The sequence below is a fragment of the Streptomyces sp. NPDC039462 genome (assembly GCF_055639375.1).
In genome coordinates this window covers 476,238-502,853 of the sequence record NZ_JBVKAO010000006.1, presented here as the reverse complement: position 1 = coordinate 502,853, position 26,616 = coordinate 476,238, and the positions used below count along the sequence as shown (strand labels likewise).

Below are 26,616 nucleotides of genomic sequence, written 5' to 3'. Positions count from 1 at the left end.
GGCCTCACTCCCCGCCGGTGTGCACCTGGAAGGCGGCGCGGCGCACGGCCTTGGCGAGCGCCGGGTCGGGGTGGGCCGCGGCGAGGGCGACCAGGACCTGCACGGTGCGGGGGTGCCCGACGCGGCGGACCTCGTCGAGGAGCGCGGGCACGGTGGGCTGGACCGCCGACTCCAGGTGGCGGACGAGGAGTTGCGCCTCGCCGTGGTCCGCGACGGCCGCCGCGGTGTCGACCCACAGCCAGGTGGACTCCTCGCGGGTCAGCACGAGATGGACGTCCTCGGGGTCGGCGCCCTCCTGCTCGGCGAGCCAGAGCAGGGCGTAGGGCCGCAGCGGGGTCTCGTCGACGACAGCCCGGACCTCCGCCTCGGCCGGGGCGCCCACCACGCGGAGCGCCTCGAAGGCGAGGCCGCGCAGCAGGGCGTCCTCGCCACGGGCGGCGGTGAGGAGGTCGGTGACGGCGCTGCCGACGGTGCGGGCGGCCAGCCAGGCGCGGTACTCGGCGCGGGCCGCGTTGGGCCGCAGGCGCGCGCAGCCGCGCAGCATGTCCTCGGCGGACTGTTCGATGTGCCCGGCCGGGCTCTGCGCGGCGACGCAGATCTGCTCCAGCTTGACCCAGACCGCCCAGCTGCCGAGCGGGGTGAGCGTGGCCTGCCCGTCGGCGTAGGTGAGCGCGCCGACGGCGGCGAGGCCGTGCAGCGCCCAGTCGAGGAGGGCCGGCAGCGGGGCCTCGTCCCGGGGGCCTTCGGCCGGTGCGGCGGTCTCGGGCTGTGGCTGTGGCCCGTACGGGATCTCGCAGCGTTCGGTGCGCAGTTCGGTGACCCGCTGGTCCAGGAGGTCGAGCAGTTGCGGCACGGGGACGGGGCCCGCGGACAGCTGGAGGAAGGAGAGGACCTGCGGCATGGCCTCGACGGTCTCGGCGACGGCCGCGGGGGCGAGGTCGTCCGGTGCCGGGTGGGCCAGCGACCAGGCGTCGAAGAGGGCGACCCAGCCGCGCAGCACGGCGGTGTCGTCGCGGTCCCAGGCCCGCAGGCGCCAGCCGGGGCGTGCGCTGTCGCCGTGCACCTCGATGAGGCCCGCGAGGCGCGCGGTGTCCCAGTCGGCGCGGACCTGACCGGGGGTCAGCCCCAGTTCGGCGGCGGCCCGTTCGGCGGTGGCGTCGGAGAGCGTGCCCTTGCCGTCGGGGGCCGCGCCGGTGCGGCCGGGGCCCGGGCGCAGGGCGGCGTCGGCCCAGCGGGCGACCCGTGCGGCGTCGGCGAGACAGGCGCGGGCGCTGCGGGCCAGCTCGGCGGGGGCGGGCGTGCCCTCGGGGGGCCGGGGCGCGGGGCGGCGCGTGCGGCGGTTGCTCATCGCGCCGGGCGCGGCGGAGAGGGGTCGTGTCGCGTCGCGCCGGGCCTCTCCTCGCTCTTCGGCCCTCGGGCGGGGCGCGCGGACAAGTCGGAGCCTGGAGTCGCGCGGGGTACGGGACGTCACGGGGGCAGTCTTCCTGTTGACGGTCCGAAAACCCAAACGGAATGGCGGCGCAGCGTCACAGCAGGGGGGTGAGGAAGCGGCGCAGCACCTCTTCGTAGCCCGCGGGGTCGGCGTTCCACATGGCGCCGTGCGGCGCGTCGGGAACCGGGTGCAACGTGACCAGGTCCGGGCGCTGTTCGGCCAGCCTGCGGGAGAGGGCCCAGGGTGCGACGGCGTCGTCGGGGCCGTGCACGATCAGGGTCGGCACCCGCAGCGCCCCGGGGTCCGCCGCGGCCGGCAGCCGGTCGCCGCGCAGACCCGTGCGGCCTTGGGCCGCACGGACCGCAAGCGGAAGGAGAGGTCCGGGGGTGCGCCGGGCGCCGGCGAGGGCGCGCAGGGTGGTTTCCCAGTTCAGGACCGGGGAGTCGAGGACGAGGCCGCCGACGCGGTCGCGCAGCGCGGAGTGCGCGGCGGCGTGCAGGCACATGGCGGCGCCGGTGGACCAGCCGTGCAGGACGACGCGCTCGGCGCCGTGGCGCACGGCGTGGCGGATGGCGGCGTCCAGGTCGCGCCACTCCGTCTCGCCGAGGTGGCCGAGGCCGTCCGGGGAGCGGGGCGCGCCGGGGTCGCCGCGGTAGGCGAGGTCGAGGACCGGGACCCGCAGGCGGTGCAGGAAGTCCATGACGACCATGGGGTGTTCGCGGGTGGTGCCGAGGCCGTGGACGGTGATGACCCAGGTGTCCCTGGCGCCGGGCACGAACCAGGCGGGCAGGGCGCCGAGCTCGCCGGGGATGACGACGTCCGAGTGGTCGAGGCCGAGCGCGGTGCGCGGGTCCCCGATGTGGACCTGGGGAGTGAGCCAGACGCGGTCGCCTGGTTCCAGGGAGCCGCGGGTGACGGCTTCGAGGCGGCGTACGACCGTGTCGGCCTCGTGCGGGGCGGACTCCAGGACGGGGCCGACGACCGCGTGGGTGCCGGGGCCGCTCAGGCCGTACGTGCCGGGGCGGCGGCTGGCGAGGGCGCGGGTGAGGCTGACCTGGCCGGCGGCTGTGGCGTGCACGGTGAGGCGGGGCTGGGTCGGCAGGGGGCGGCCCGGGGGCGCCTTGAGGGCGGCGTCGCTGGCGAAGCGGCCCGCCGCGATGGCGGCCGCTGCCGTCCCCAGGGCGGCTGTTACTGCGGTGACGGCCGCTGCCGTCGCTTTGGCTGGGCGCACGGGTCCAGTGTCCGGGGCCGAGGGCTCCGGGGCCAGTGGGCGATGCCTCCGGAGTGACGTGCCGGGTCAGTCCGCGGGCTGACCGTAGCCCCGGAGTTTGTCCCGTGCTGCGCGCAGCTGGTCCGGGGAGAGGAGCGTCGGCGTGTGGCCGGGGACCGCGGCGGCCGTGAGCCAGAGGCGGGACATCCATTCCAGCTGGGCGGTGCGGTCGTACGCCTGGGAGAGGTTGTCTCCGTAGGTGACCGTTCCGTGGTTCTGAAGGAGGCAGCCCGTGCGGTCGCGCAGGGCGCGGAGCATGTTCTCGGCCAGTTCGTCGGTGCCGTACAGCGCGTAGGGCGCGACGCGGACCGGGCCGCCGAGGGCGCCGGTCATGTAGTGGACGGCCGGGAGCTCGGGGACCAGCATCGAGACGGCCGTGGCGTGCACCGCGTGGGTGTGGACGACGGCGCCCGCGCTGGTGTCGCGGTAGATCGCGAGGTGCATGGGGAGCTCGCTGGTCGGCGCGAGGTCGCCGAGGAGCTGCCGCCCTTCGAGGTCGACGCCGACCGCGTCCTCGGGCCGCAGCCGGTCGTACGGCACCCCGCTCGGGGTGACGAGGACGGTCCCGCCGACACGTACGGAGACGTTGCCCGAGGTGCCGACGACCAGGCCGTCCCGCACCGTCCTGCGGGCCGTCAGGACCAGCTCGGCCCAGGCTTTCCGCACGGCGTCGCGCGCCGTGTCCCGACCCTCGTCGTGCCGCTGCTCAGTCATGCGGCGATCCTGCCAGCCGGGCGATTCCGGTTACCGGCGGCCCGGGCGTGATCAGGATCTCTTCGGCGGGTCTCCGAGCCGGTCGCGGCAGGTCGGGCGGGGGCGGCCGCCGGGTGGCGGAGCGCGACACTCCGCCCAGTTTGCGGGCTTCCTGCCCCCGATCCGTACGATCGACATCGGACGCCTGGTCCATACGGAGTGATGGCACTCCACTTCGGGTCACCGCACCGCCCGGCCCAGTTCACTTTCCGTTCACCCAGGTTGCCTACGTTCCACATGCCACTGACGTCCAACAGAAGCCTGGGTAAATGGAACACATCACGCTTCTCCTCGGGATCGTGATCGTCACCGCTCTCGTGTTCGATTTCACGAACGGTTTCCACGACACTGCCAACGCGATGGCGACGACCATCTCGACCGGCGCTCTCAAGCCCAAGACGGCGGTGGCCATGTCCGCCGTGCTCAACCTCGTCGGAGCCTTCCTCTCCGTCGAAGTCGCCAAGACGATCTCCGGCGGCATCGTCAACGAGGACGGCCTCAAGACAGAGGTCATATTCGCCGCGCTCGTCGGCGCGATTCTCTGGAATCTCCTGACCTGGCTGGTGGGCCTGCCCTCCAGCTCCTCCCACGCCCTCTTCGGCGGCCTCATCGGCGCCGCGGTCATGTCGATGGGCTGGTCGTCGATCAACGGCGGCACCGTCGTCACCAAGATCCTGATCCCGGCCCTCGCCGCGCCGCTCGTGGCGGGTCTCGCCGCGGCGCTGGCCACGCGCCTGACGTACCGGATCGGCCGCAACACCGACACCAAGGCCACCGCGAAGGGCTACCGCGCCGGCCAGATCGCCTCCGCGGGCCTGGTCTCGCTGGCCCACGGCACGAACGACGCGCAGAAGACCATGGGCATCATCACGCTCGCCCTGGTCACCGGCGGCGTCCTGAGCCCCGGCTCGAACCCCCCGATGTGGGTCATCGTCTCGGCCGGTGTGGCCATCGCCCTCGGCACGTACCTCGGCGGCTGGCGCATCATCCGCACCATGGGCAAGGGCCTCACCGACCTCCAGCCGCAGCAGGGCTTCGCCGCCCAGACCAGCGCCGCGACGGTCATCCTGGCCTCCTCGCACCTGGGCTTCTCGCTCTCCACCACCCAGTCCTGCTCCGGCGCCGTGATGGGCGCGGGCCTCGGCCGCAAGGGCGGCGTGGTCCGCTGGTCGACCGCGACCCGGATGTTCATCGCCTGGGGTCTGACGCTGCCGGCCGCCGGTCTGGTCGGCGCGGGCGCCGAGTTCCTCACCAAGCAGGGCCCCTGGGGCGTCGCGGTCACCGCCGCGCTCCTGATCGCGGGCTCGGCCGTCATCTGGGTGCTCTCGCGGCGCAACGCCATCGACCACACCAATGTCACCGACGACGAGATCCGCCACGACGGCACCACCGGTGCCGAGCCCGCGGGCGTCGTGACCACCGCGATCGCCGCGGTCACCCCGCCCCCGACGAGCGCTATGGCCGCTTCGGCCGGCCCGGACGAGTCCGTCAAGGCCACCATCGCGGCCCCGACCACCACCACGACCGGCGCCATGGCGGACCCCGCCAGGACCGCGACGGTATAAGGACAGATCACCATGAGCATCGACTGGGCAGCCCTCGGCTCCGTCTTCGGAGTCAGCCTCGCGGTGACGGTGGCCCTGGTGGGCCTGTTCACCCTCGGCATCGTCGGCCTCTCCAAGCAGGAGGCGGCGGCCGCCTCAGGCGGCGGTTCCGCGGCCGTCGCGCGCACCGGCGCGTACGCCTGCTTCGCGCTGTGCGCGGCGGCCGTGGCGTACGGGATCTATCTGATCGTCGCCTGACAGCAGCGTTCCCGGGTGGGGCGCGGAGCGTGCGGAACGCTTCGCGCCCCCCTTGTGCGTGTGGGCCCCAACACACTCTCCCGTCGCAGGTCAACGGCGAGTTGACGGGCTCTCGCGGGGCGTGGTGGACTGCCGGGGCCAACTACGGCGGCAGAAGAGGAAGCCGGTGCGAATCCGGCGCGGTCCCGCCACTGTCACCGGGGAGAGACGCTCCCCGCGAGCCAGGAACTCTCGCCGCCGATCACGTCGAACCAGGGCGCGGACACCCTGAGTGAGGACATATCGCCATGCGCGGCCGCCCGTTGCCGGTTCCTTTCCTGAGTACGAGTTCCCTCCTCAGTGCAGCGACGGGCTGAGCCCATGAGTGCTGCCGATCGCGACTTCGCGTACGGCGCCGCCGCCGGACTCCTCGGTGACCTGCTGCTCGGCGATCCGCGCCGGGGCCATCCGGTCGCCGCGTTCGGACGTGCCGCGGGCGCCGTCGAGCGGGTGCTGTGGCGCGACCACCGCGGGTGGGGCGCGCTGCACGCCGCGGTGTGCGTCGGGGGCGCGGCGGGCGCCGCAGCCCTCGCCTCTTCTCTCGTACGCCGGTCACGCGCCGGTTCGATGGCGCTGACCGCCGCCGCGACCTGGGCCGTGGTCGGCGGGACCTCCCTCGGCCGTGAGGCGCGGGCCGTCGGCGGGGCGCTGGAGGCCGGCGACATCGAGGTCGCGCGGGAGCGGCTGCCGCATCTGTGCGGACGTGACCCGCAGGCGCTGGACGCCGACGGCGTCGCGCGGGCCGTCGTGGAGTCCGTCGCGGAGAACACGTCCGACGCGGTGGTGGGGGCGCTCGTGTGGGGCGCCATCGGCGGGGTGCCCGGACTCGTCGCCTTCCGTGCCGTGAACACGCTGGACGCGATGGTCGGCCACAAGTCGTCGAGGTACCGGCGCTACGGGTGGGCCTCGGCCCGCCTCGACGACGTCTTCGGATGGCCGGGGGCGCGGCTCACCGCCGCGCTGGCCGCGCTGGCCGGGGACTCGCCCTCGGGCGCGGTCGGGGCGTGGCGTGCGGACGCCGCGAAGCACCCCAGTCCCAACGCGGGGCCCGTCGAGGCGGCCTTCGCGGGGGCGTTGGGCGTGCGGCTCGGGGGGACCCTCTCGTACGCGGGGCGGGTCGAGCACCGGCCCGTCCTGAACGCGGCGGGGCGGGACGTGCGGGTGGCGGACATCGAGCGGGCCGTGAAGCTGTCCCGGCGCGTGAGCTGGCTGGCACTGGGAGTCGCGGTGACGGCCCGCCGGGCACTGCGGTCGGCGAAGTCGAGGAGAGACATATGAGTGGTGGGCTGCTCGTCGCGGGGACGACCTCCGACGCCGGGAAGAGCGTCGTCACCGCCGGCATCTGCCGGTGGCTGACCCGCAAGGGCGTGTCCGTCGCGCCGTTCAAGGCGCAGAACATGTCCCTCAACTCCTTCGTCACCCGCGAGGGTGCCGAGATCGGGCGCGCGCAGGCCATGCAGGCGCAGGCCGCCCGCGTCGAGCCGAGCGCGCTGATGAACCCCGTGCTGCTCAAGCCGGGCGGCGACCGCTCCAGTCAGGTCGTCCTGATGGGCAAGCCCGTGGGCGAGATGAGTGCCCGCGGCTACCACGGAGGGCGGCAGGCCGCGCTGCTCGACACCGTCGTGGGCTGCCTGGACGAACTCCGGGGCACCTATGACGCCGTGATCTGCGAAGGCGCGGGCAGTCCCGCCGAGATCAACCTGCGGCGCACCGACATCGTGAACATGGGCATCGCGCGCGCCGCCCGCTTCCCCGTCCTGGTGGTCGGGGACATCGACCGGGGCGGGGTGTTCGCGTCGTTCTTCGGGACGACGGCGCTGCTGAGCGCGGCGGACCAGGAGCTCGTCGCCGGATATCTGGTGAACAAGTTCCGCGGGGACGTCTCCCTCCTCGAACCCGGGCTCGACATGCTGCTCGGGCTCACCGGGCGGCGCACGTACGGCGTGCTGCCGTTCCGGCACGGGCTCGGCATCGACGAGGAGGACGGCCTGCGGGTCTCCCTGCGGGGTGCGGTGCGGGAGTCCGCGGTGGCGCCGCCGGTCGGCGAGGACGTGCTGCGGGTCGCCGTGTGCGCGGTGCCGCTGATGTCCAACTTCACGGACGTGGACGCGCTGGCCGCCGAGCCGGGCGTCGTCGTGCGGTTCGTGGACCGGGCGGAGGAGCTCGTCGACGCGGACCTCGTGGTCGTACCGGGCACGCGCGGCACGGTGAAGGCGCTGCGGTGGCTGCGCGAGCGCGGCCTCGCCGACGCCCTCGTGCGGCGGGCCGCCGAGGGGCGGCCGGTGCTCGGCATCTGCGGCGGCTTCCAGGTCCTCGGCGAGCACATCGAGGACGACGTGGAGTCGCGGGCCGGGTCCGTGGACGGCCTCGGGCTGCTGCCGGTGCGGGTGCGGTTCGCCCGCGAGAAGACGCTCGCACGGCCGGTGGGCGAGGCCCTCGGGGAGCCGGTCGAGGGGTACGAGATCCATCACGGCGTGGCCGAGGTGGCGGGCGGGGAGCCCTTCCTGGACGGCTGCCGGGTCGGCGAGGTGTGGGGCACGCACTGGCACGGGTCGCTGGAGAGCGACGCGTTCCGCCGCCGGTTCCTCACCGAGGTCGCCCGCGCGGCGGGCCGCCGCTTCGTGCCCGCCCCCGACACCAGTTTCGGCACGCTGCGGGAGGAGCAGCTCGACCTGCTCGGCGACCTGATCGAAGAACACGCGGACACGGACGCGCTGTGGCGCCTGATCGAGAACGGCGCGCCGGGGGGCCTGCCGTTCATCGCGCCGGGCGCGCCGTCATGAGCGGCCGCGCAACGGCTCTCGTGAGCACCGCCACGCACCACCGCATCAAGGAGGCTCTGTGAGTACCCCGTATCCGTTCACCGCCCTCGTCGGGCAGGACGACCTGCGGCTCGCGCTGTTGCTGAACGCCGTATCGCCCGCCGTCGGCGGCGTGCTCGTGCGGGGAGAGAAGGGCACCGCCAAGTCCACCGCCGTGCGCGCGCTCTCCGCGCTGCTCCCGGAGGTCCCGGTCGTCGCCGGGTGCCGCTTCTCGTGCGACCCGGCCGCGCCCGACCCGAACTGCCCCGACGGCCCGCATGAGGCGGGCGGCGCCACCGCGCGCCCCGCACGCATGGTCGAGCTGCCCGTCGGCGCGTCCGAGGACCGGCTCGTCGGCGCCCTCGACATCGAGCGGGCGCTCGCGGAGGGCGTGAAGGCCTTCGAGCCCGGACTGCTCGCCGACGCCCACCGCGGCATCCTGTACGTCGACGAGGTCAACCTCCTCCACGACCACCTGGTCGACCTGCTCCTGGACGCCGCCGCGATGGGCGCCTCGTACGTCGAGCGCGAAGGCGTGTCCGTGCGGCATGCCGCGCGGTTCCTGCTCGTCGGCACGATGAACCCCGAAGAGGGCGAGCTGCGGCCGCAGTTGCTCGACCGGTTCGGTCTCACCGTCGAGGTGGCCGCGTCCCGGGAGACCGACCAGCGCGTCGAGGTCGTACGGCGGCGGCTCGCGTACGACGACGACCCCGAGGGCTTCGCGGCCCGCTTCGCCGCGGACGAGGCCGCGCTGCGCGACCGCGTCGTGGCGGCGCGCGCGCTGCTCCCCCAGGTGGTCCTCGGCGACGCGGCGCTGCGGCAGATCGCGGCGACCTGCGCGGCGTTCGAGGTCGACGGGATGCGCGCGGACATCGTGATGGCGCGCACGGCGACGGCGCTCGCCGCGTGGGCGGGCCGTACCGACGTGCAGAGCGAGGACGTGCGGCAGGCCGCGCTGCTCGCGCTGCCGCACCGCAGGCGCCGCAACCCCTTCGACGCGCCGGGCCTCGACGAGGACAAGCTCGACGAGACGCTGGACGAAGCACGCGAGAACGAGTCCACCGAGGAGCCCGAGCCGCCCGAGGGCGACGACGACCCCGACGGCGGCGGTCCCGACGGGGGCCCCGGCGGGGGCGGTGGGCAGCCTCCCGCGGACGGCCCGGACTCCCCGGAGCTGCCGTCCCAGAACCAGGGCTCCCAGAACCAGGGCCCGGAGGCCGAGGAGGCCCCGGCCCCGCAGGAGCCCGCCCCGGCCCCGGGCGGCGCTTCCGGCGAGCAGCAGGCCGTACGCGCCGCCGAGCCGTTCCGCACGAAGATGCTGAGCGTGCCCGGCATCGGCGAGGGCGCGGCGGGCCGACGCTCGCGGGCGCGGACCGAACACGGCCGTACGACGGGTTCGCGCCGCCCCCGTGGCGCCCTCACCAAGCTGCACCTGGCGGCGACGGTGCAGGCCGCCGCGCCGCATCAGAAGGCGCGCGGGCGGTCCGGTGCCGGTCTCGTCGTGCGCCGTGACGATCTGCGGCAGGCGACGCGGGAGGGGCGCGAGGGCAATCTCGTGCTGTTCGTCGTGGACGCCTCCGGGTCGATGGCGGCGCGGCAGCGCATGAGCGCCGTGAAGGGCGCCGTGCTCTCGCTCCTCCTGGACGCCTATCAGCGGCGCGACAAGGTGGGGCTTGTGACGTTCCGCGGCAAGGACGCCGAGGTGGCGCTGCCGCCGACGTCGTCGGTGGACGCGGCCGCGGCCCGGCTGGAAACGCTGCCGACCGGCGGCCGCACCCCGCTGGCCGCGGGCCTGCTCAAGGCGCACGACGTGCTGCGCGTGGAGCGGCTGCGGGACGCCGCGCGGCGGCCGCTGGTGGTCGTGGTGACGGACGGACGGGCGACGGGCGGTGTGGAGCCGGTGGCCCGCGCGGGCCGTGCGGCCCGGCTGTTCGCGGCGGACGGGGTCGCCTCGGTCGTCGTCGACTGCGAGTCGGGCTACGTCCGCCTCGGCCTCGCCGGCCAGTTGGCGGGCGAGCTCGGCGGGACGGCCGTGACCCTCGACGAGCTGCGGGCCGACTCGATCGCCGGCCTCGTCAAGGACGTACAGGGAATGAACTCGCCTTCGAGGAGGGCCGCTTAATGCCGCAGGGACAGCCGAGTGTCGTACCGGACGACGGTCTGACGACACGTCAGCGCCGCAACCGTCCGCTGGTGTTCGTCCACACGGGCATCGGGAAGGGCAAGTCGACCGCCGCGTTCGGGCTCGCGCTGCGCGCCTGGAATCAGGGGTGGCCGATCGGTGTCTTCCAGTTCGTGAAGTCGGCGAAGTGGAAGGTCGGCGAGGAGAACGCGCTGAAGGTCCTCGGCGCCTCGGGCGAGGGCGGCACGGTCGCCTGGCACAAGATGGGCGAGGGCTGGTCGTGGATCCAGCGCGCCCCCGCCGAGGGCGAGTTGACCAACGAGGACAAGGCCCGCGAGGGCTGGGAGCAGGTCAAGCGGGACCTCGCCGAGGAGACGTACAAGCTGTACGTCCTCGACGAGTTCGCCTACCCGATGCACTGGGGCTGGATCGACACCGACGAGGTCGTGGAGGTGCTGCGGAACCGCCCCGGCACGCAGCACGTGGTCATCACCGGCCGCAACGCCCCGCAGCAGCTGATCGACTTCGCGGACCTCGTCACCGACATGTCCAAGATCAAGCACCCGATGGACGCCGGCCAGAAGGGCCAGAGGGGCATCGAGTGGTAGCTCGTCTCGTCATCGCGGCGCCGTCGTCGGGCAGCGGCAAGACGACCGTCGCGACGGGCCTGATGGCCGCCTTCGCGGCGGCCGGGCTCGCCGTCTCCCCGCACAAGGTGGGGCCCGACTACATCGACCCCGGCTACCACGCGCTCGCCACCGGCCGCCCCGGCCGCAACCTCGACGCGTACCTGTGCGGGCCCGACCTGGTCGCGCCGCTGTTCGCGCACGGGTCGGCGGGCTGCGACCTCGCCGTGGTCGAGGGCGTGATGGGGATGTACGACGGGGCCGCCGGGCAGGGCGAGCTGGCCTCCACCGCCCACGTCGCGAAGCTGCTGCGGGCACCGGTCGTGCTGGTCGTCGACGCGTCGTCGCAGTCGCGGTCGGTGGCGGCGCTGGTGCACGGCTTCGCGTCCTGGGACCCCGAGGTGCGGGTCGCGGGCGTGATCCTCAACAAGGTCGGCTCGGACCGGCACGAGGCGCTGCTGCGGGAGGCGCTCGACGAGTCCGGGGTGCCGGTGCTGGGCGTACTGCGCCGCGTGGCCCAAGTGAGTGCGCCATCACGGCACTTGGGGCTCGTGCCCGTTGCCGAGCGGCGAGCCGAGGCCGTGGAGTCCGTCGCGGCGCTGGCCTCGCGGGTACGGGAGGGGTGCGACCTGGACGCCCTGCTCGCGCTGGCGCGCAGCGCGCCGACCCTGCCGGGTGGGGCGTGGGACCCTGGGGAGCCTTCAGCCGGGCAGCGCCCCGTCGTCGCCGTCGCCGGCGGGGCCGCCTTCACCTTCTCCTACGCCGAGCACGCGGAGCTGCTCACCGCCGCCGGAGCCGAGGTCGTCACCTTCGACCCCCTCCACGACGAGCAACTGCCCGACGGGACGGCCGGGTTGGTCATCGGGGGCGGTTTCCCCGAGGTGTACGCGCCCGAGCTGTCGGCCAACGAACCGCTCCGGAAGGCCGTGGCCGCGCTCGCGCTCTCCGGCGCGCCCGTCGCCGCCGAGTGCGCGGGGCTGCTCTACCTCTCCCGTGAGCTGGACGGGAAGCCGATGTGCGGGGTCCTTGACGCCGCGGCGCGGATGTCGGAGCGGCTGACGCTCGGGTACCGGGAGGCGGTGGCCGTGTCGGACAGCGTGCTCGCGCCGGCGGGGACGCGGATGCGGGGCCACGAGTTCCACCGCACGGTCGTCGAGCCGGGTGCGGGGGCGGCCCCCGCGTGGGGCCTGCACCGGCCCGAGCGGCGTGTCGAAGGCTTCGTACAGGGGAACGTGCATGCGAGCTATCTGCACACGCACTGGGCGGCTGAGCCGGGCGTCGCCCGCCGGTTCGTCGAACGATGCACGCCGTGACCGGACCGGGGCGCTCACTCCGCGATGCCCACCACGAGCCAGATGAACGCCGCGCCCGCCACCGTGCACAGCAGCGTCGAGTGGGCCGGGTGGTCGTGGTGCGCCTCGGGCAGGATCTCGGCCGCCGCGAGGTACAGCAGCGCGCCGCCGAAGAAGCCCAGGTAGCCGCCGAGCAGCTGCTCCGGGATGGTGAGGAGCAGCGTCGACGCGGCGCCCACCACCGGGGCCGCCGCGTCCGCGAAGAGCATGGCGAGGGCCTTGCGGCGGGCGTTCCCGTACAGGCTGGTGATCGTGTACGTGTTGAAGCCGTCCGCGAAGTCGTGGGCGACGACGGCCAGCGCCACGGCCGCGCCCATGCCGCCGCCCACCTGGAAGGCGGCGCCGATCGCGACGCCGTCCATCGCGCTGTGCCCGACCATCGCGGCGGCCGCCGTGAGGCCGACCTGCGGGACCCGGCCGTGCCCGTCGTCCCCGGCGCCGTGCGCGGCGTGCCGGCCCGCGAGGAGGCGTTCCACCAGATGGGCGAGAAGGAAGCCGGCGACGAACAGGAGCAGGGCCGCCGGTACGCCGAAGACGGGTCCGCCCGCGGCGTCCAGCGCCTCCGGCAGCAGGTCGAGGCCGACGACGCCGAGCATCAGCCCGCCCGCGAGGCCCAGCACGAGATGGCGCCGGTCGGTGACCCGCTGGGCCGTCCAGCCGCCCACCAGGGTCATGAGGAAGGCGCCGAGCGCCACGAGCACCGCCATGGCCCCTTGCTAGCCGATTGACCCCCGGTCCCGCACATCCACCACCCCCGCCCCACACGAAAGGACCTACTTCCCATGGCCGGAGCCGGAAAGGTGACGCCTGTCGAGGACGTCGTGCTCGTCGTCGGCGTCGGCGCCTGCGAGGACGCTCCGGTGGAGGAGGTGCTCGGCCTCGTCCGGGACGCGGTCCGCGACGCCGGTTTCCCCGAGACGGCGGTCGCCGAGCTGGCGACGGTGGACGTGAAGGGCGAGGAGCCGGGGATCGTCGGGGCGGCCGCGCGGCTCGGCGTGCCGCTCGTGACGTACGCGGCGCGGGACCTGGCGGACGTCGCGGTGCCGAACCCGACCGCGAGGTCACGTGCCGCGGTGGGCACGCCGTCGGTGGCGGAGGCGGCGGCGCTGCGGGGCGGCGGTGAACTCCTCGTGCCGAAGCGGAAGTCCGCGCCCGTGGGGCGCCCGCCGATGGCGACGTGCGCGGTCGCGGCCCGGCCCGGCACGCCCGCCGTCCCGGTCGACCTGCGCCACCACGGGGACGCGGAGGTGCGGGACGACGGCGCGGACCTCACGGACCTCGCCGTGAACGTACGCTCCGACACTCCCCCGGCCTGGCTCAAGGAGGTGATCGCCGCGTCCCTCGACGGCCTGGCGGCCTATCCGGACGGGCGTGCGGCGCGGGAGGCGGTGGCGGCGCGGCACGGTCTGACGCCCGACCGCGTGTTGCTCACCGCGGGCGCGGCGGAGGCCTTCGTCCTGCTCGCCCGCGCCCTGAAGGTCCGTCACCCCTACGTGGTGCACCCGCAGTTCACCGAGCCCGAGGCGGCGCTGCGGGACGCGGGGCACGAGGTGGGGCGGGTGCTGCTGCGGGAGGAGGACGGCTTCCGGCTAGACGTCTCTGCCGTACCGGAGGAGGCCGACCTGGTGGTCGTCGGCAACCCCACGAACCCGACGTCCGTACTCCACCCGGCGGCGTCGGTCGCCGCGCTGGCGCGGCCCGGGCGGATCCTGGTGGTCGACGAGGCGTTCATGGACGCGGTGCCGGGCGAGCGGGAGGCGCTGGCGGGCCGTACGGACATACCCGGCCTGGTGGTCCTGCGCAGCCTCACCAAGACCTGGGGGCTCGCGGGGCTCCGCATCGGTTACGTCCTGTCCTCACCGGAGGTGATCTCCACCCTCGCCCAGGGGCAGCCGCTGTGGCCGGTCTCGTCGCCCGCGCTGGAGGCGGCGCGGACGTGTGTGGGGCCGCGGGCGCTGGCGGAGGCGGGGCATGCGGCGCACCGCATCGCGGCGGACCGGGCCCACCTGCTCGGTGGGCTCGCCTCCCTTGCCGACCGCGGGGTCCGCGTGGTGGGCCCCGCGGAGGGGCCCTTTCTCCTGGTCCGGGTGCCCGGGGCGGGCGGGGTGCGGGAGCGGCTCCGAGGGTTTGGGTTCGCCGTGCGGCGTGGCGACACGTTCCCTGGCCTGGGGCCCGACTGGATCCGCCTCGCCGTCCGAGACCGCGCCACCTCGGACCGCTTCCTCGCCGCCCTCACCGCGACGCTGCACCGGTAGGCCTCCGGCCGGGGCACGTGCAGCTGCCCCGCGCCGCCCCGCTCGGGTAGGAGCCCCAAGCCCGCCGCTCCGCGGCGGATGTTCCCCACCCACCCACCCGTTTGCCCCGCGACGTTCAGCGGGGGTAGGGGCGGGTGGGCGGGGGTGCCCCTGTGACGTTCAGCGGGAGTGGGGGGCGGGTGGGCGGGGGTGTCCCTGCGGCGTTCAGCGGGAGTGGGGGGGCGGGTGGGCGGGGGTGTCCCTGTGGCGTTCAGCGGGAGTGGGGGGCGGGTGGGTGTTGTCCCTCGGCGTCCTGCGGGAGCAGGGGCCCGGGGGGGTGGGAATTGCCCCGCGACGCGGTTGCCGCGGAGGGGAGCAGAGGCGGGAACCCCCACCGGGCCGCAGCCGCAAATGCTCGCGAGGGGACGTGGGGGTATGTGCGAACGGAGCACCGAGCGCACTGTGGCGTCTTTGGACTTGAGGCGCGGCGCAGGGATGGCGAGTACGCACATACCCCCGCGGCCCCGCCCCGCAGACGAACAAAAGGCGAACCCCGCCCAAGGCGCCCCGCCAGACCCCCGCCGAAGAGCAGGCGGAGCCGGGTGCCTGCGGCTAGCGCCGGTTGCGGCGGCCCAGTGCTACCGCTCCTCCTCCCGCCGCCAGCAGCGCCACCGCTCCGCCCGCCACGTACGGCGTCATGGAGCTGCCACCCGTCTCAGCGAGGTTCGCTTCAGTTTTCGGCTTTGCCGGGGCAACCTGCTCCCCCGGCTCACCCTGCGGCTTCTCCTGCGGCTGCTTCTCGTTCTCCTTCGGCGGCGTGGCCGTCGGTGCCTCGCAGCCCGCCCCGGCCAGCCGCACCGTGCCCGTGACCTCCGCGACGTTCAGCTTCAGGGGGTTCACGGAGACCGTGAGTTCCAGCGCGGAGGCCGCGGCGGTCCGTGACGTCGTGTGGGTCTTGGAGAGGTCGAGGCGCACCTCGCCGACCCCGGGCACCTTCACCTCCGTCGTCCCCCGCGCCGTCAGCGTGACCTTCTTGCCGAGCACGGTCACGCCGCCCAGCAGATTCGATTCGGCGACCGGCTTCTTCCCCGCCGCGCAGACCGCCTTCGACGTGACTTTCTCGACCTCGACGAGGGAGAGCAGCGGCAGCCCGGGCACATGCATCTTCGCCCGGGCGATGTTGCTGTACCCCTCCGCCGTGCCGCCCCGCACGGTCGCCTTCGCCGTGGCCACGTCGGCGCGCAGGACGCTGAAGGGGCGCCCGCCGTCGACCCCGTCCAACCGGGCGGTGAGCGTGGTCTTCTCGGCGCTCGCGGGCGCCTGCACTTCGTTCAGGGCGACCTTGAGCGGGACGTTCAGGGTCTTGTTGAGCAGGGAGATGTTCAGGCCGGTGCGCAGCACGACGGCGTCGGCCCGCCCGCCCCGGTGGCTGTCGCCGCCCGTGGCGTGCGCGGATCCCGCGCCGGCCAGCGCCGCGGGCCCTGCGGCGAGCGCGGTGGTCACCGCGACGACGGAGAGGCGGCGGGCAGGCGTGCGGAAGGTGTCGCTGTTCAAGGTGGTGGAACCCCCACAGGAGAAAGTGGGCCACCGGCGGCGCACGCCACATGGGGACATCACGTGCGCGCCGATGGCGTCGTCCCGCTGGGACGGGGGACGACGCGGGAATCCTTACGCACTTAGAGTGAACGGTCAGCAACCCGGCGTGTGTTCACTCCAACGGGACGTTTCCGTCCCTGGGTTCGAATCTCGCGGCACGCACGTTCCCCCGCGTCACCCCAGCACCAGCCCCACCGCGTGCGGCGGGTGACAGGTCAGCCCCCGGTCAGCCCACCACTCGCCCGTTCAGCACCACCCTCCGCGGCGCCCCAAGCACCCGCACGTCCGCCCGCGGATCCGCCTCGTACACCACGAGGTCCGCCGGCGCGCCCTCCGCGAGACCCGGGCGCCCCAGCCACTCCCGCGCGCCCCACGTCGTCGCGGAGAGCGCGTCGACCGCCGGGATGCCCGCGCGGGTCAGCTCGACGATCTCCGCGGCCACCAGGCCGTGGGCCAGGGAGCCACCGGCGTCGGTGCCCGCGTAGACCGGGACGCCCGCGTCGTACGCCGCGCGCACGGTGTCGTAGCGACGCTCGTACAGCCGCCGCATGTGCCCTGACCAGCGCGGGAACTTCGCCTCGCCGCCCGCGGCGAGGTCCGGGAACGTGGCGATGTTGACGAGCGTGGGGACGATCGCGACGCCGCGCTCGGCGAAGAGCGGGATGGTCTCCTCGGTCAGGCCGGTGGCGTGCTCGATGCAGTCGATGCCCGCCTCGACCAGATCGCGCAGGGAGTCCTCGGCGAAGCAGTGGGCCGTGACGCGGGCGCCGAGCCGGTGCGCCTCCGCGATCGCCGCCTCCACGGCCTCGCGGGGCCAGCACGCCGTCAGATCGCCGACCTCGCGGTCGATCCAGTCGCCGACGAGCTTGACCCAGCCGTCGCCGCGCCGCGCCTCCCCGGCGACGTACTCGACGAGGTCCTCGGGCTCGATCTCGTGGGCGTAGTTGCGGATGTAGCGGCGCGTGCGCGCGATGTGCCGGCCCGCACGGATGATCTTCGGGAGGTCCTCGCGGTCGTCGATCCAGCGGGTGTCCGAGGGTGAGCCCGCGTCGCGCAGCAGGAGGGCGCCGATCTCGCGGTCGGTGAGGGCCTGCTTCTCGGCGGTGTCCGCGTCGACGGGTCCGTGCGCGTCGAGGCCGACGTGGCAGTGCGCGTCGACCAGGCCGGGCAGCGTCCAGCCCTCGACCGTACGGACGTCGCCCGCCGCCGTCCCGACGGGCCGGTCGTACGTCACCCGCCCCCCGACCACCCACAGCTCGTCCCGTACGTCATCGGGTCCGACGAGCACCCGCCCCTTCACGTGCAGCACCGCGTGATCGCTCATGCCAGCAGCTTAGGAGGGCCCCGGACGAGTGGTACAGGGCGTACAGGGCACTCGGAACGCCCCACGCGGGACCGGTCGGTACGCTCGGTGCCGCAGCCCGAACGAACTCGTGAGCGAAGTGAGCACTGACGTGAGCAGTACTGTGACGCACCCCTTTCTGGACCTGGCGCCGCTGAGCGCCGAGCAGTTCGCCGCCATCGAGGCGCGGGTGGCCCGCCTGCTCGACACCGAGCAGGACGTCGTGATCATGCAGGGTGAGGCGCTGCTGCCGCTGGAGGGCTGCATCCGGGGCGCCGCGCGGCCGGGCACGACCGCGCTGAACATCATCACCGGGCCGTACGGCCAGACCTTCGGGAACTGGCTGCGGGACTGCGGCGCGACCGTCGTCGACCTCGCCGTGCCGTTCCACACCGCCGTCACGGCCGAGCAGGTGCGCCAGGCGTTCGCCGAGCACCCGGAGATCGACTTCGTCTCGCTGGTGCACGCCGAGGCGGCGACCGGCAACACCAACCCGGTCGCGGAGATCGGCGAGGTCGTGCGCGCGCACGGCGCGCTGTTCATGCTGGACGCGGTCGCCTCGGTGGCCGCCGAGCCGCTGCTTCCCGACGCGTGGGGCGTGGACCTGTGCGTGATCGGCGCGCAGAAGGCGATGGGCGGCCCCGCGGGCGTCTCCGCGGTGTCCGTGAGCGGGCGGGCCTGGCAGCGCATCGCCGCCAATCCGCAGGCGCCGCGCCGCTCCTACCTCTCCCTCCTGGACTGGAAGGAGCGCTGGATCGACGGGGGCAGGAAGGCGCTGCTGCACGCGCCGGCCCAGCTGGAGATGCTCGCTCTGGAAGCGTGCGTGGAGCGCATCGAGTCGGAGGGCCTCGACGCCCTGATGGCGCGGCACGCCACCGCCGCGGTCGCCACCCGCGCGGGCGCGCTCGCGCTCGGCGGGGGCCTGGAGCCGTATGTGCGCGAGGCCGTGGACGCGGCGCCGGTCGCCACCACCCTGCGTACGCCCTCCGGTGTCGACGCCTCGGAGCTGGTGGCCAGGGCGCTCGCCGCGGACCCGGCGCTTCCGCTGATCGCCGGCGGCGGGTCGCTGGCCAAGGAGATGATCCGGGTCAACCACTACGGCACGGACGCGACCCGCGGTGTGGTGCACGCCTGTGTCGCCGCCCTGGGTGCCGCGATGGCCGAGGGCGGCCTCGTGGTCGACCTGGAGGGGGCCCGGCGCGCGGTGACGGACGCCTGGAGCTGACACTCCCCGCCCCGCGGGAAGTTCTGCCCGCGGCCGTCCGACGCCCCATGGCCAGATGCACGCGCCCCGTGGCACCGTGCATGTCATGACCACGCTCCCGGACGGCCGCCGCATTCCGCCCCTGACCGCCGACGAGCCCGCCATGCTGGCGAGTTGGCTCGACATCCATCGCGCCACCCTCGCGCTGAAGTGCGCGGGGCTGGACGACGAGCAGGCGCTGCGCACGTCCGTCGAACCGTCCTCGCTCTCGCTGTTCGGCCTCGTGCAGCACCTCGCCGAGGTCGAACGGAACTGGTTCCAGCGGGTGTTCGCGCGGCGTGACGTGGCGCCGCTCCACGGGGATCGCAGCGGTTTCGTCCTGGACCGGTCCAGGACGTTCGCCGAGGTGCTCGCGGTGTGGGAGCGCGAGGTCGCCGTGGCCCGGGAGCTCTGCGCGGGGCGCTCGCTCGACGACACCGGGCGGCTCGGCGCGGAGGAGGCGGCCGTCATGGGCGGCGAGGACGTCGTCAGCCTGCGCTGGATCCTCGTCCACCTCATCGAGGAGTACGCCCGGCACAACGGCCACGCCGATCTCCTCAGGGAGCGCATCGACGGGGTCACCGGATCGTGAATCCACCCCTCCGCTCCTTTGCCGCTCTCTTTGAATTCCCGCGCACGTTCTCACGAATTATTTATAAACTCGACAAGCACAGCTTCCCGTATTCTTCTGCCCGCTTTCCGGAGACCTAAACACTAAGGTTTCGACAGCACCAATCGCCGTAATTCGGGCACGTCTCCACCGGGTTACGCCTGTGTGACGTACTCCACAACGCGTCCTTTTTGCTTGGTAAATCCGGACCAAACCACCCCAAAGCGGCGGCATCTCATGCGGGCGCACGCCCACGCGTGATAACACATGAAGCGCTCTCATGTAACCCCTTCCCCCGATGCAATTCCAGAAATTGCTCGGTAAATTCAATCCGCATGACCGCTGCACAAGCCGATCTACCGACCGACCTGCAAGCGAAATTCCTGAAAATGCCGGAGGGGTTGCGTCTCGACAGTCCCGTGGTCGCCGACGGCGCCACGATCTGGCGGATCGCCCGCGACTCCAAGGTGCTCGACCTCAACTCCTCGTACAGCTATCTGCTCTGGTGCCGCGACTTCGCCGCCACGTCCGTCGTGGCCCGGGACGCCGACGGGGAGCCGGTCGGCTTCATCACCGGGTACATCCGGCCCGAGCGGCCGAACACCCTGGTGGTCTGGCAGGTGGCCGTCGACCACGCGCAGCGCGGCCGCGGTCTGGCCGGCGCCCTGCTCGACGGGCTCACCTCGAAGGTCGCCGCCGGACGTGCGCTGACCGCGGTCGAGACGACCATCACGCCCGGGAACACCGCGTCCGAACGGCTCTTCACCTCCTACGCGGCACGCCACGGCGCGTCCCTGGAGCGGACGGTCCTGTTCGACGCGGGGCTCTTCCCCGACGGCGGACACGAGCCCGAGGTGCTGTACCGCATCGGTCCACTCGGCTACTGAGCGCCCTCGCCTCCCCCACGTGCCACCCCGGCAACACGCAACACCCGTAACTCCCCCCACCTCCCACGTCTTTCCATCTCCCAGGAGATCTGCTGTGACCATCACCCAGCCCGACCTGAGCGTCTTCGAGACCCTGGAGTCGGAGGTGCGCAGCTACTGCCGCGGTTGGCCTACGGTCTTCGACCGCGCGCAGGGCAGCCGCATGTACGACGAGGACGGCCACGAGTACCTCGACTTCTTCGCCGGCGCCGGTTCGCTCAACTACGGGCACAACAACCCGGTGCTGAAACGCGCACTCATCGACTACCTGGAGCGCGACGGCGTCACGCACGGTCTCGACATGTCGACGACCGCGAAGCGCGCGTTCCTTGAGTCGTTCCAGAACATCATCCTGCGCCCGCGCGACCTGCCGTACAAGGTCATGTTCCCGGGCCCGACGGGCACCAACGCCGTGGAGTCGGCGCTGAAGCTGGCCCGCAAGGTCAAGGGCCGCGAGTCGATCGTGTCGTTCACGAACGCCTTCCACGGCATGTCGCTCGGCTCGCTCGCCGTGACCGGCAACGCCTTCAAGCGGGCCGGCGCCGGCATCCCGCTGGTGCACGGCACGCCGATGCCGTTCGACAACTACCTCGACGGACAGACCCCCGACTTCATCTGGTTCGAGCGGCTCCTGGAGGACCAGGGCTCCGGCCTCAACCAGCCCGCCGCCGTCATCGTCGAGACGGTGCAGGGCGAGGGCGGCATCAACGTCGCCCGCGCCGAGTGGCTGCGCAAGCTCGCCGACGTGTGCGAGCGCTGGGACATGCTCCTGATCGTCGACGACATCCAGATGGGCTGCGGCCGCACCGGTGCCTTCTTCTCCTTCGAGGAGGCGGGCATCACGCCGGACATCGTGACCGTGTCGAAGTCGATCAGCGGTTACGGCCTCCCGATGTCGCTCTGCATGTTCAAGCCGGAGCTCGACGTGTGGGAGCCGGGCGAGCACAACGGCACGTTCCGCGGCAACAACCCGGCGTTCGTGACGGCCGCCGCCGCCCTCGAGGCCTACTGGACCGACGGCCCGGCGATGGAGAAGCAGACCCGCGCCCGCGGCGAGCAGGTCGAGCAGGCGCTGACCGCGATCGTCGACGAGAACCGCGCCGAGATCAAGGAGTTCCGCGGCCGCGGTCTGGTCTGGGGCATCGAGTTCCTGGACAAGGACCGGGCGAGCGCCGTGGCGAAGCGGGCCTTCGAACTGGGCCTGCTCATCGAGACCTCCGGCCCCGAGGGCGAGGTCGTCAAGCTCCTTCCGGCGCTGACGATCACCCCCGACGAGCTGGACGAGGGGCTGCGCACGCTGGCCCGCGCGGTCCGCGAGACCGCCTGAGCGAGCGCGCTACCGAGCCCCGGCACCGTAAGAGAAAAGGAACCGACTCACCGTGATCGTCCGTTCGTTCAAGGACATTGAAGGCACCGACCGGCATGTGAAGGCCGCTTCGGGCACCTGGGAGAGCAAGCGCATCGTGCTCGCCAAGGAGCGCGTCGGCTTCTCGCTGCACGAGACCATCCTGTACGCGGGTACGGAGACGTCGATGTGGTACGCGAACCACATCGAGGCCGTCGTCTGCACCAAGGGCGAGGCCGAGCTGACCGACGACACGACCGGCGAGAAGTACACGATCACGCCGGGCACCATGTACCTGCTCGACGGGCACGAGAAGCACACCATGCGGATCAAGGAAGACTTCCACTGCCTGTGTGTCTTCAACCCGCCCGTCACCGGTCGTGAGGACCACGACGAGAACGGCGTGTACCCGCTGCTCACGGAGCCGGACCCGGTCTGACCACGACCTACATCCCGAACAGGGCCGTACGAGAGGAGAGGCAGGCAACACCATGACGACCGCACCCGAACGCACCCGCGACCTGTACCCGACCCGAGGCGCCGAAGAGGTGCTCATCGAACGCAAGGACCCCGTGGTGTGGTCCGAGCCGGGTGCGGCAGGGCCGATCACGCCCGGGGACCTGGCGGGGTTCGAGCGGGACGGTTTCCTGGCGATCGACCAGTTGATCACCCCGGACGAAGTGGCCGTGTACCACGCCGAGTTGGAGCGGCTGATGAACGACCCGGCGATGCGCGCGAACGAGCGCTCCATCGTCGAGCCGCGCTCCCAGGAGATCCGGTCGATCTTCGAGGTGCACAAGATCAGTGAGCTCTTCGGCAAGCTGGCGGCGGACCCGCGGGTCGTCGGCAGGGCCCGGCAGATCCTCGGCTCGGACGTGTACGTCCACCAGTCCCGGATCAATGTGAAGCCGGGCTTCGGCGCCTCGGGGTTCTACTGGCACTCGGACTTCGAGACCTGGCACGCGGAGGACGGCCTGCCGAACATGCGGACCGTCTCGGTGTCCATCGCGCTGACGAAGAACCACGACACCAACGGCGGCCTCATGATCATGCCGGGGTCGCACAAGACGTTCCTCGGCTGCGCGGGCGCCACGCCGAAGGACAACTACAAGCGTTCGCTGCAGATGCAGGACGCGGGCATCCCGTCGAACGAGACGCTCACGCACCTCGCGTCCGACTACGGCATCCGCCTGTTCACGGGCGAGGCCGGTTCGGCGACGTGGTTCGACTGCAACGCCATGCACGGTTCGGGGGACAACATCACCCCGTATCCGCGCAGCAACGTCTTCATCGTGTTCAACAGCGTGGAGAACACGGCGGTGGAGCCGTTCGCGGCGCCGGTGCGCCGGCCCGAGTACATCGGGGCGCGGGACTTCACGCCGGTGAAGTGACCCGCCGCTGAGCAGCGAGCCGGCCCGGTACCCCCCGTGGGTGCCGGGCCGGCTCGCTGTGCGTGCGCCTTACAGCGGCAGGTAGTCGGTGTAGCCCTTCTCGGTGCCGCCGTAGAAGGTGGCCCGGTCCGGGGTGTTGTACGGACCCGCGGTCTTGAGGCGGGCCGGCAGGTCGGGGTTGGCGAGGAAGAGCGCGCCGAACGTGACGAGGTCCGTGGTGCCGTCCTCGATCAGGGCGAGCGCGTCGTGGCCGGTGGGGCCTTCGGTGTGCGGGTTCAGGAGGAACGTGCCGCCGAAGTCCTCGCGCAGCCGTACGGAGAGTGCGCGGATGTCGCCCACCTCGGCGATGTGCAGATAGGCGAGGTCGAGCGCGGCCAGCTCCTTCGCCAGGGCGGTGTACGTCGGCTCCGGGTCGGGCTCGGAGATGTCGTTGAACGGGTTGCCGGGCGAGAGGCGGAAGCCGGTGCGGGCGGCGCCGATCTCGGCGGCGACGGCCGAGGCGACCTCGACGGCGAAGCGGATGCGGTTCTCGACCGGGCCGCCCCACTCGTCGGTGCGGCGGTTGGAGCCGGGCGCGAGGAACTGGTGGATCAGATAGCCGTTGGCTCCGTGCAGTTCGACGCCGTCGAAGCCCGCGTCGATCGCGTTGCGCGCGGCGGTGACGAAGTCGTCGATGGTGGCGCGGATCTCGGCGCCGGTCAGTTCGCGCGGGGTGATGAAGTCCTTGGGGCCCTCGGCGGTGTAGACCTGCCCCGCGGCGGCGACGGGTGACGGGGCGACGTTGGTCAGGCCGTCGGGCAGCAGCACGGGGTGGCCGACGCGGCCGGTGTGCATGAGCTGGGCGAAGATCGTGCCGCCCGCCGCGTGCACGGCGTCGGTCACCTTGCGCCAGGAGGCGACCTGCTCCGTGGAGTGCAGGCCCGGGGTGTCCGGGTATCCCTGGCCGACCACAGATGGCTGGATGCCCTCGGTGATGATCAGGCCGGCGGAGGCGCGCTGGGCGTAGTACTCAGCGGTCAGCTCGGTGGCGACACCGCCCTCACCGGCGCGGCTGCGGGTCATGGGGGCCATGGCGATGCGGTTGGCGAGCCGGGTGCCGGACAGGTCGATCGGGTCGAATGCGGTGGTCATCGGAACTCCCGGGGTGGTTTATATGGTCGGCCAATCATTCGCGACGAGTGCCACTGTAGCCCATTCCTTGGCCGACCAAGGTAAAGTTTTCGAAGACGTCTACAACAGGAGCTCGCGATGAAGGCCGACACCGTGCAGGCCCCCTCGGCCGACCCCGTCTGTACGCCCGGGGCATCGGGCGTCGCCGCGGCGGGGCCCGTCAGTCTCGCCGTCAGCCGGGTGGCCCGGCTGCACCGCATCGCCGCGGGGAAGGCCCTCAAAGGGCTCGGCCTCTACCCCGGCCAGGAGTTCGTGATGATGCACCTGTGGGAAGCGGGTCCTGTGCGGCAGTCCGAGCTGATCAAGGCGGTCGACCTCGACCCGTCGACGGTCACGAAGATGCTGCAGCGCCTGGAGCAGGCCGGGCACGTGCGGCGGCGCCCCGACCCGGCCGACCGGCGGGCCGTGCTCGTCGAGGCGAGCGCGGCGAGCTGCGGACTGCTCGCCCAGGTGGAGCGCGCTTGGGGGGAGCTGGAGGGGCACACGTTGGGGGGCCTGGAGGAGACGGAGTGCGCGGAGTTGCTTCGGTTGCTCTCCAAGGTGGAGGCGAATCTCTGCAAGGAGACGGAGGACTGTCCCGAGCGGAGGGCTCGGGGCTAGCCCCGAGTGACGCCTCTGCCCCCGCCTGGCGCGGCGGGCCCCGGCTGCGGGCCGGTGGGGGCTGGGCGCGCAGTTCCCCGCGCCCCTGACGGGGCACGCCCCCCCTCAGCCGCACCGGAGCCAATGCGGGTCGCGCCGTGGGGGCTGACGCGGCGGACCCGGCTGCGGGGTCGGTGGGGGTTGAGCGCGCAGTTCCCCGCGCCCCTGACGGGGGCACGCCCCCCCAAGCTGCACCGGAGCCGCAGCCGCGCCAGTGCTCAGCCCGGAGTTACAGCCAAGCCAGGGAGGCTGCTCTCGTCAGGATGTGGTGGATTGCGGTGGTGTCGCCTGATGTGCCGCGGGGGAGTTGGGGTGGGGTGCGGCGGCCGGCTATCAGGAGGCAGAAGTCGACGGAGTGCAGGACCAGTTCGGCGCGGATCGGGTCGTCGGAGTTGCCCAGGATCCACTCCGTCTCGCCGCCGTCCCCGGTGATGGTCAGGGCGACGGGTGGGGACTGGGGGCCGAGGGCCGGGCCGAGGATGCGGACGCCGAGCCGTACCAGCTGCCACAGGTGCGGGGCGGGCGGCGGAGGCACGGCGCGGTCGAGCGCGACGCCGATGTCGTCGGCGTGCACCCAGGTCTCGAAGGCGCGGGACAGGAAGTGGTCGGCGACGGGCAGGCGCACCCCGGCGAGCACCGTGGCGCGGGCGGCGAGTTCCGGGTCGTGGGCGGCCCGGGAGGAGAGCAGCCCGGCGGCCTGGACCCGCCACACGGAGACGGTCTGCGCGGGCGTACGGGTGCGTTCGCGGCGGATCACCTCGCGGGTGCGCGCCTCCCACGCGGCGCGCCGCGGTCTGCCGTCCGGCGCGCGCGGGACGGGCTCCCGCGGGGGCAGGCCCAGATGCCGGGCGAGCGGCTCGTCGGCGGCGATGAGGTGGGCGACGGTGTCGTGGACGTCCCAGTCGTGCACGACGGGTGTCCCCCAGGAGGCCTGCTCGTCCAGCTCCGCGAGGAGCGCCTGGAGTCCGGCGACGGCGGCGGCGTAGGGCGCGGCGTGCGGGGCGGTGCGCAGGGCGGGGGCGCGGCTCCGCAGGGCGAGGGAGAGCCCGTGCCGTCCCGGGGTCTCGTCCGGCGCCGGGTCGGGCAGGGCGGGCCCGTCCAGGTGCCGCACGGTGGCGCGCAGCCGCGCGGCCTCGGTGGTACAGGGGTCGCACTCCCGCAGGTGCCGGGCGACGGCGGCCTCGTCGCCCGGCATGAGGGCGTCCACGGCCCAGGCGCCGAGGAGTTCGCGTACCGCGTCGTGGTGGTCGGTCAAGGCTGTTCACCTCGCAGGGGCGGGTCCGCGAGGGTCTCGGCCAGGGTGCGCAGGGCCGTTCGCAGGCGGGTCTTCGCGGTGCCTTCGGGGATGCCGAGTTCGACGGCGGCCTGCCGGTAGGTGCGGCCGGCGAAGTAGGCGAGGTGCACCACCTGCCGCTGGGGCAGCGGGAGCCGGGCGAGGGCGGAGTGCAGGAGCAGGGAGCGCTCCTGTTCCAGGATCGCCTCGTCGGGGGCGGGTCCCGGCGCGGGGAACGCCCGCAGGGCCGCCTCGTCGGCGTGGGCGGCCTTGCGGTGCCGTTCCTCGCCGCGCACCCAGTCCACGGCGCGCCGGTGGGCGAGCATCGAGAGCCAGCCGCGCAGGCTGCCGCGGCGCGCGTCGAACGCGTAGGGCCTGGTCCACAGGTGGGCGAAGACCTCCTGTGCCACGTCCTCCGCGGTGGTGCGGTCGCGGGTGACGCGGGTCGCCACGCGCTGCACGAGCCCGCCGTACGCGGCGTGGACCTCGGCGAGGGCCGCCTCGTCGCCGTAGACGAGGCGCCGGTGCAGTGCGGCGTCGGGGGGCGGCCGGCCGGGGCCGGACGGCAGGTCGGACGTGCCCGGCCTCTCGAAGGACGGCTCCACCTGCACCACCACCTCGCGCGGCCGCGCGACCGCGCAGTACTGCCA

24 protein-coding genes and 1 riboswitch are annotated in these 26,616 nt (G+C 73.4%); of the genes, 15 read left to right on the top strand and 9 right to left on the bottom strand.

Annotated features, from left to right (window positions below):
• Nucleotides 1–4: 4 nt before the first annotated feature.
• The 3 genes from ACZ7LU_RS30655 to ACZ7LU_RS30645 all read right to left on the bottom strand — a co-directional run bounded on the left by ACZ7LU_RS30655 (nucleotide 5) and on the right by ACZ7LU_RS30645 (nucleotide 3,416).
• A complete protein-coding gene (locus ACZ7LU_RS30655) occupies nucleotides 5–1,471 on the bottom strand; it encodes a serine/threonine-protein kinase (RefSeq protein ID WP_471918586.1) in 1,467 nt (488 codons plus the stop codon).
• Between the two features lie 55 nt (nucleotides 1,472–1,526).
• Nucleotides 1,527–2,663: an alpha/beta hydrolase family protein gene (locus tag ACZ7LU_RS30650; protein ID WP_471918585.1), complete on the bottom strand. Its 1,137-nt coding sequence runs from the start codon at nucleotides 2,661–2,663 to the stop codon at nucleotides 1,527–1,529.
• A 66-nt stretch (nucleotides 2,664–2,729) separates the two neighbouring features.
• Nucleotides 2,730–3,416, bottom strand: coding sequence for a class II aldolase/adducin family protein (locus tag ACZ7LU_RS30645; protein ID WP_471145365.1), 687 nt, complete (start codon nucleotides 3,414–3,416; stop codon nucleotides 2,730–2,732).
• Between the two features lie 308 nt (nucleotides 3,417–3,724).
• Between ACZ7LU_RS30645 and ACZ7LU_RS30640 the strand changes: the two genes are divergently transcribed.
• From ACZ7LU_RS30640 to ACZ7LU_RS30610, 7 genes are all read left to right on the top strand, one after another.
• Complete coding sequence (locus tag ACZ7LU_RS30640) at nucleotides 3,725–5,020, top strand: inorganic phosphate transporter (protein WP_468092958.1); 1,296 nt, start codon at nucleotides 3,725–3,727, stop codon at nucleotides 5,018–5,020.
• 12 nt (nucleotides 5,021–5,032) lie between these two features.
• On the top strand, nucleotides 5,033–5,257 hold the full coding sequence (locus tag ACZ7LU_RS30635; RefSeq protein ID WP_055554378.1) for a hypothetical protein: 225 nt from the start codon (nucleotides 5,033–5,035) through the stop codon (nucleotides 5,255–5,257).
• A gap of 108 nt (nucleotides 5,258–5,365) precedes the next feature.
• Nucleotides 5,366–5,510, top strand: a riboswitch (cobalamin riboswitch).
• A gap of 107 nt (nucleotides 5,511–5,617) precedes the next feature.
• A complete protein-coding gene (locus ACZ7LU_RS30630) occupies nucleotides 5,618–6,574 on the top strand; it encodes a cobalamin biosynthesis protein (protein WP_471918584.1) in 957 nt (318 codons plus the stop codon).
• The gene (locus ACZ7LU_RS30625) at nucleotides 6,571–8,079 is read left to right on the top strand and encodes a cobyric acid synthase (RefSeq protein WP_471918583.1); all 1,509 of its coding nucleotides are present in this window, start codon (nucleotides 6,571–6,573) and stop codon (nucleotides 8,077–8,079) included. The genes ACZ7LU_RS30630 and ACZ7LU_RS30625 overlap by 4 nt, the downstream gene beginning before the upstream one ends.
• A 58-nt stretch (nucleotides 8,080–8,137) precedes the next feature.
• Entirely contained in the window at nucleotides 8,138–10,219 is a 2,082-nt protein-coding gene (locus tag ACZ7LU_RS30620) for a putative cobaltochelatase (protein ID WP_471918582.1), read from the top strand.
• Nucleotides 10,219–10,827, top strand: coding sequence for a cob(I)yrinic acid a,c-diamide adenosyltransferase (gene cobO, locus ACZ7LU_RS30615; RefSeq protein WP_362996962.1), 609 nt, complete (start codon nucleotides 10,219–10,221; stop codon nucleotides 10,825–10,827). The genes ACZ7LU_RS30620 and cobO overlap by 1 nt, the downstream gene beginning before the upstream one ends.
• Complete coding sequence (locus ACZ7LU_RS30610) at nucleotides 10,821–12,158, top strand: cobyrinate a,c-diamide synthase (RefSeq protein ID WP_471918581.1); 1,338 nt, start codon at nucleotides 10,821–10,823, stop codon at nucleotides 12,156–12,158. The genes cobO and ACZ7LU_RS30610 overlap by 7 nt, the downstream gene beginning before the upstream one ends.
• A 14-nt stretch (nucleotides 12,159–12,172) precedes the next feature.
• On the opposite strand, the gene ACZ7LU_RS30605 is transcribed toward ACZ7LU_RS30610, so the two are convergent.
• Nucleotides 12,173–12,904 (bottom strand): ZIP family metal transporter, encoded by a 732-nt coding sequence (locus ACZ7LU_RS30605; protein ID WP_471918580.1) that lies wholly within the window; start codon nucleotides 12,902–12,904, stop codon nucleotides 12,173–12,175.
• 75 nt (nucleotides 12,905–12,979) lie between these two features.
• On the opposite strand from ACZ7LU_RS30605, the gene cobC reads away from it, so the two are divergent.
• Entirely contained in the window at nucleotides 12,980–14,452 is a 1,473-nt protein-coding gene (cobC, locus tag ACZ7LU_RS30600) for an Rv2231c family pyridoxal phosphate-dependent protein CobC (RefSeq protein WP_471918579.1), read from the top strand.
• A gap of 591 nt (nucleotides 14,453–15,043) precedes the next feature.
• Here the strand turns inward: cobC and ACZ7LU_RS30595 are convergent.
• Together ACZ7LU_RS30595 and ACZ7LU_RS30590 are read right to left on the bottom strand one after the other, a co-directional pair.
• Nucleotides 15,044–15,985, bottom strand: coding sequence for an SCO1860 family LAETG-anchored protein (locus ACZ7LU_RS30595; protein WP_471918578.1), 942 nt, complete (start codon nucleotides 15,983–15,985; stop codon nucleotides 15,044–15,046).
• Nucleotides 15,986–16,253: 268 nt separating this feature from the next.
• A complete protein-coding gene (locus ACZ7LU_RS30590) occupies nucleotides 16,254–17,351 on the bottom strand; it encodes an amidohydrolase family protein (protein WP_471918577.1) in 1,098 nt (365 codons plus the stop codon).
• A gap of 142 nt (nucleotides 17,352–17,493) precedes the next feature.
• Here ACZ7LU_RS30590 and ACZ7LU_RS30585 point away from each other — a divergent pair, with 142 nt between their 5' ends.
• The 6 genes from ACZ7LU_RS30585 to thpD all read left to right on the top strand — a co-directional run bounded on the left by ACZ7LU_RS30585 (nucleotide 17,494) and on the right by thpD (nucleotide 22,884).
• A complete protein-coding gene (locus tag ACZ7LU_RS30585) occupies nucleotides 17,494–18,594 on the top strand; it encodes a pyridoxal-phosphate-dependent aminotransferase family protein (protein ID WP_471918613.1) in 1,101 nt (366 codons plus the stop codon).
• Between the two features lie 85 nt (nucleotides 18,595–18,679).
• Nucleotides 18,680–19,204: a DinB family protein gene (locus tag ACZ7LU_RS30580; RefSeq protein ID WP_471918576.1), complete on the top strand. Its 525-nt coding sequence runs from the start codon at nucleotides 18,680–18,682 to the stop codon at nucleotides 19,202–19,204.
• 353 nt (nucleotides 19,205–19,557) lie between these two features.
• Nucleotides 19,558–20,109: a diaminobutyrate acetyltransferase gene (ectA, locus tag ACZ7LU_RS30575; protein WP_398307666.1), complete on the top strand. Its 552-nt coding sequence runs from the start codon at nucleotides 19,558–19,560 to the stop codon at nucleotides 20,107–20,109.
• A 94-nt stretch (nucleotides 20,110–20,203) separates the two neighbouring features.
• Nucleotides 20,204–21,475, top strand: coding sequence for a diaminobutyrate--2-oxoglutarate transaminase (gene ectB / locus ACZ7LU_RS30570; protein WP_398307664.1), 1,272 nt, complete (start codon nucleotides 20,204–20,206; stop codon nucleotides 21,473–21,475).
• Between the two features lie 52 nt (nucleotides 21,476–21,527).
• Complete coding sequence (locus ACZ7LU_RS30565; RefSeq protein WP_125511962.1) at nucleotides 21,528–21,932, top strand: ectoine synthase; 405 nt, start codon at nucleotides 21,528–21,530, stop codon at nucleotides 21,930–21,932.
• A gap of 52 nt (nucleotides 21,933–21,984) precedes the next feature.
• Nucleotides 21,985–22,884 carry an ectoine hydroxylase gene (gene thpD / locus ACZ7LU_RS30560; RefSeq protein WP_398307662.1) on the top strand — a complete coding sequence of 300 codons (900 nt, stop codon included), beginning with the start codon at nucleotides 21,985–21,987 and terminating at the stop codon, nucleotides 22,882–22,884.
• A gap of 69 nt (nucleotides 22,885–22,953) precedes the next feature.
• Here thpD and ACZ7LU_RS30555 read toward each other — a convergent pair whose 3' ends face one another.
• Entirely contained in the window at nucleotides 22,954–24,015 is a 1,062-nt protein-coding gene (locus ACZ7LU_RS30555; protein WP_471918575.1) for an alkene reductase, read from the bottom strand.
• A 117-nt stretch (nucleotides 24,016–24,132) separates the two neighbouring features.
• Between ACZ7LU_RS30555 and ACZ7LU_RS30550 the strand changes: the two genes are divergently transcribed.
• Nucleotides 24,133–24,654 carry a MarR family winged helix-turn-helix transcriptional regulator gene (locus ACZ7LU_RS30550; RefSeq protein ID WP_468560559.1) on the top strand — a complete coding sequence of 174 codons (522 nt, stop codon included), beginning with the start codon at nucleotides 24,133–24,135 and terminating at the stop codon, nucleotides 24,652–24,654.
• 268 nt (nucleotides 24,655–24,922) lie between these two features.
• On the opposite strand, the gene ACZ7LU_RS30545 is transcribed toward ACZ7LU_RS30550, so the two are convergent.
• Together ACZ7LU_RS30545 and ACZ7LU_RS30540 are read right to left on the bottom strand one after the other, a co-directional pair.
• Entirely contained in the window at nucleotides 24,923–25,948 is a 1,026-nt protein-coding gene (locus ACZ7LU_RS30545) for a maleylpyruvate isomerase family mycothiol-dependent enzyme (RefSeq protein WP_471918574.1), read from the bottom strand.
• Nucleotides 25,945–26,571 carry an RNA polymerase sigma factor gene (locus tag ACZ7LU_RS30540; RefSeq protein WP_471918573.1) on the bottom strand — a complete coding sequence of 209 codons (627 nt, stop codon included), beginning with the start codon at nucleotides 26,569–26,571 and terminating at the stop codon, nucleotides 25,945–25,947. Before ACZ7LU_RS30540 ends, ACZ7LU_RS30545 begins: the two co-directional genes overlap by 4 nt.
• Nucleotides 26,572–26,616 lie beyond the last annotated feature (45 nt).

What these genes read in the sequence shown, in the direction of transcription:
- ACZ7LU_RS30645 (WP_471145365.1), bottom strand. Translation starts at nt 3,416, where the DNA reads ATGACTGAGCAGCGGCACGACGAGGGTCGGGACACGGCGCGCGACGCC.
- ACZ7LU_RS30640 (WP_468092958.1), top strand. Translation starts at nt 3,725, where the DNA reads ATGGAACACATCACGCTTCTCCTCGGGATCGTGATCGTCACCGCTCTC.
- ACZ7LU_RS30635 (WP_055554378.1), top strand. Translation starts at nt 5,033, where the DNA reads ATGAGCATCGACTGGGCAGCCCTCGGCTCCGTCTTCGGAGTCAGCCTC.
- ACZ7LU_RS30630 (WP_471918584.1), top strand. Translation starts at nt 5,618, where the DNA reads ATGAGTGCTGCCGATCGCGACTTCGCGTACGGCGCCGCCGCCGGACTC.
- ACZ7LU_RS30625 (WP_471918583.1), top strand. Translation starts at nt 6,571, where the DNA reads ATGAGTGGTGGGCTGCTCGTCGCGGGGACGACCTCCGACGCCGGGAAG.
- cobO (WP_362996962.1), top strand. Translation starts at nt 10,219, where the DNA reads ATGCCGCAGGGACAGCCGAGTGTCGTACCGGACGACGGTCTGACGACA.
- ACZ7LU_RS30605 (WP_471918580.1), bottom strand. Translation starts at nt 12,904, where the DNA reads ATGGCGGTGCTCGTGGCGCTCGGCGCCTTCCTCATGACCCTGGTGGGC.
- cobC (WP_471918579.1), top strand. Translation starts at nt 12,980, where the DNA reads ATGGCCGGAGCCGGAAAGGTGACGCCTGTCGAGGACGTCGTGCTCGTC.
- ACZ7LU_RS30590 (WP_471918577.1), bottom strand. Translation starts at nt 17,351, where the DNA reads ATGAGCGATCACGCGGTGCTGCACGTGAAGGGGCGGGTGCTCGTCGGA.
- ACZ7LU_RS30580 (WP_471918576.1), top strand. Translation starts at nt 18,680, where the DNA reads ATGACCACGCTCCCGGACGGCCGCCGCATTCCGCCCCTGACCGCCGAC.
- ectA (WP_398307666.1), top strand. Translation starts at nt 19,558, where the DNA reads ATGACCGCTGCACAAGCCGATCTACCGACCGACCTGCAAGCGAAATTC.
- thpD (WP_398307662.1), top strand. Translation starts at nt 21,985, where the DNA reads ATGACGACCGCACCCGAACGCACCCGCGACCTGTACCCGACCCGAGGC.
- ACZ7LU_RS30555 (WP_471918575.1), bottom strand. Translation starts at nt 24,015, where the DNA reads ATGACCACCGCATTCGACCCGATCGACCTGTCCGGCACCCGGCTCGCC.
- ACZ7LU_RS30550 (WP_468560559.1), top strand. Translation starts at nt 24,133, where the DNA reads ATGAAGGCCGACACCGTGCAGGCCCCCTCGGCCGACCCCGTCTGTACG.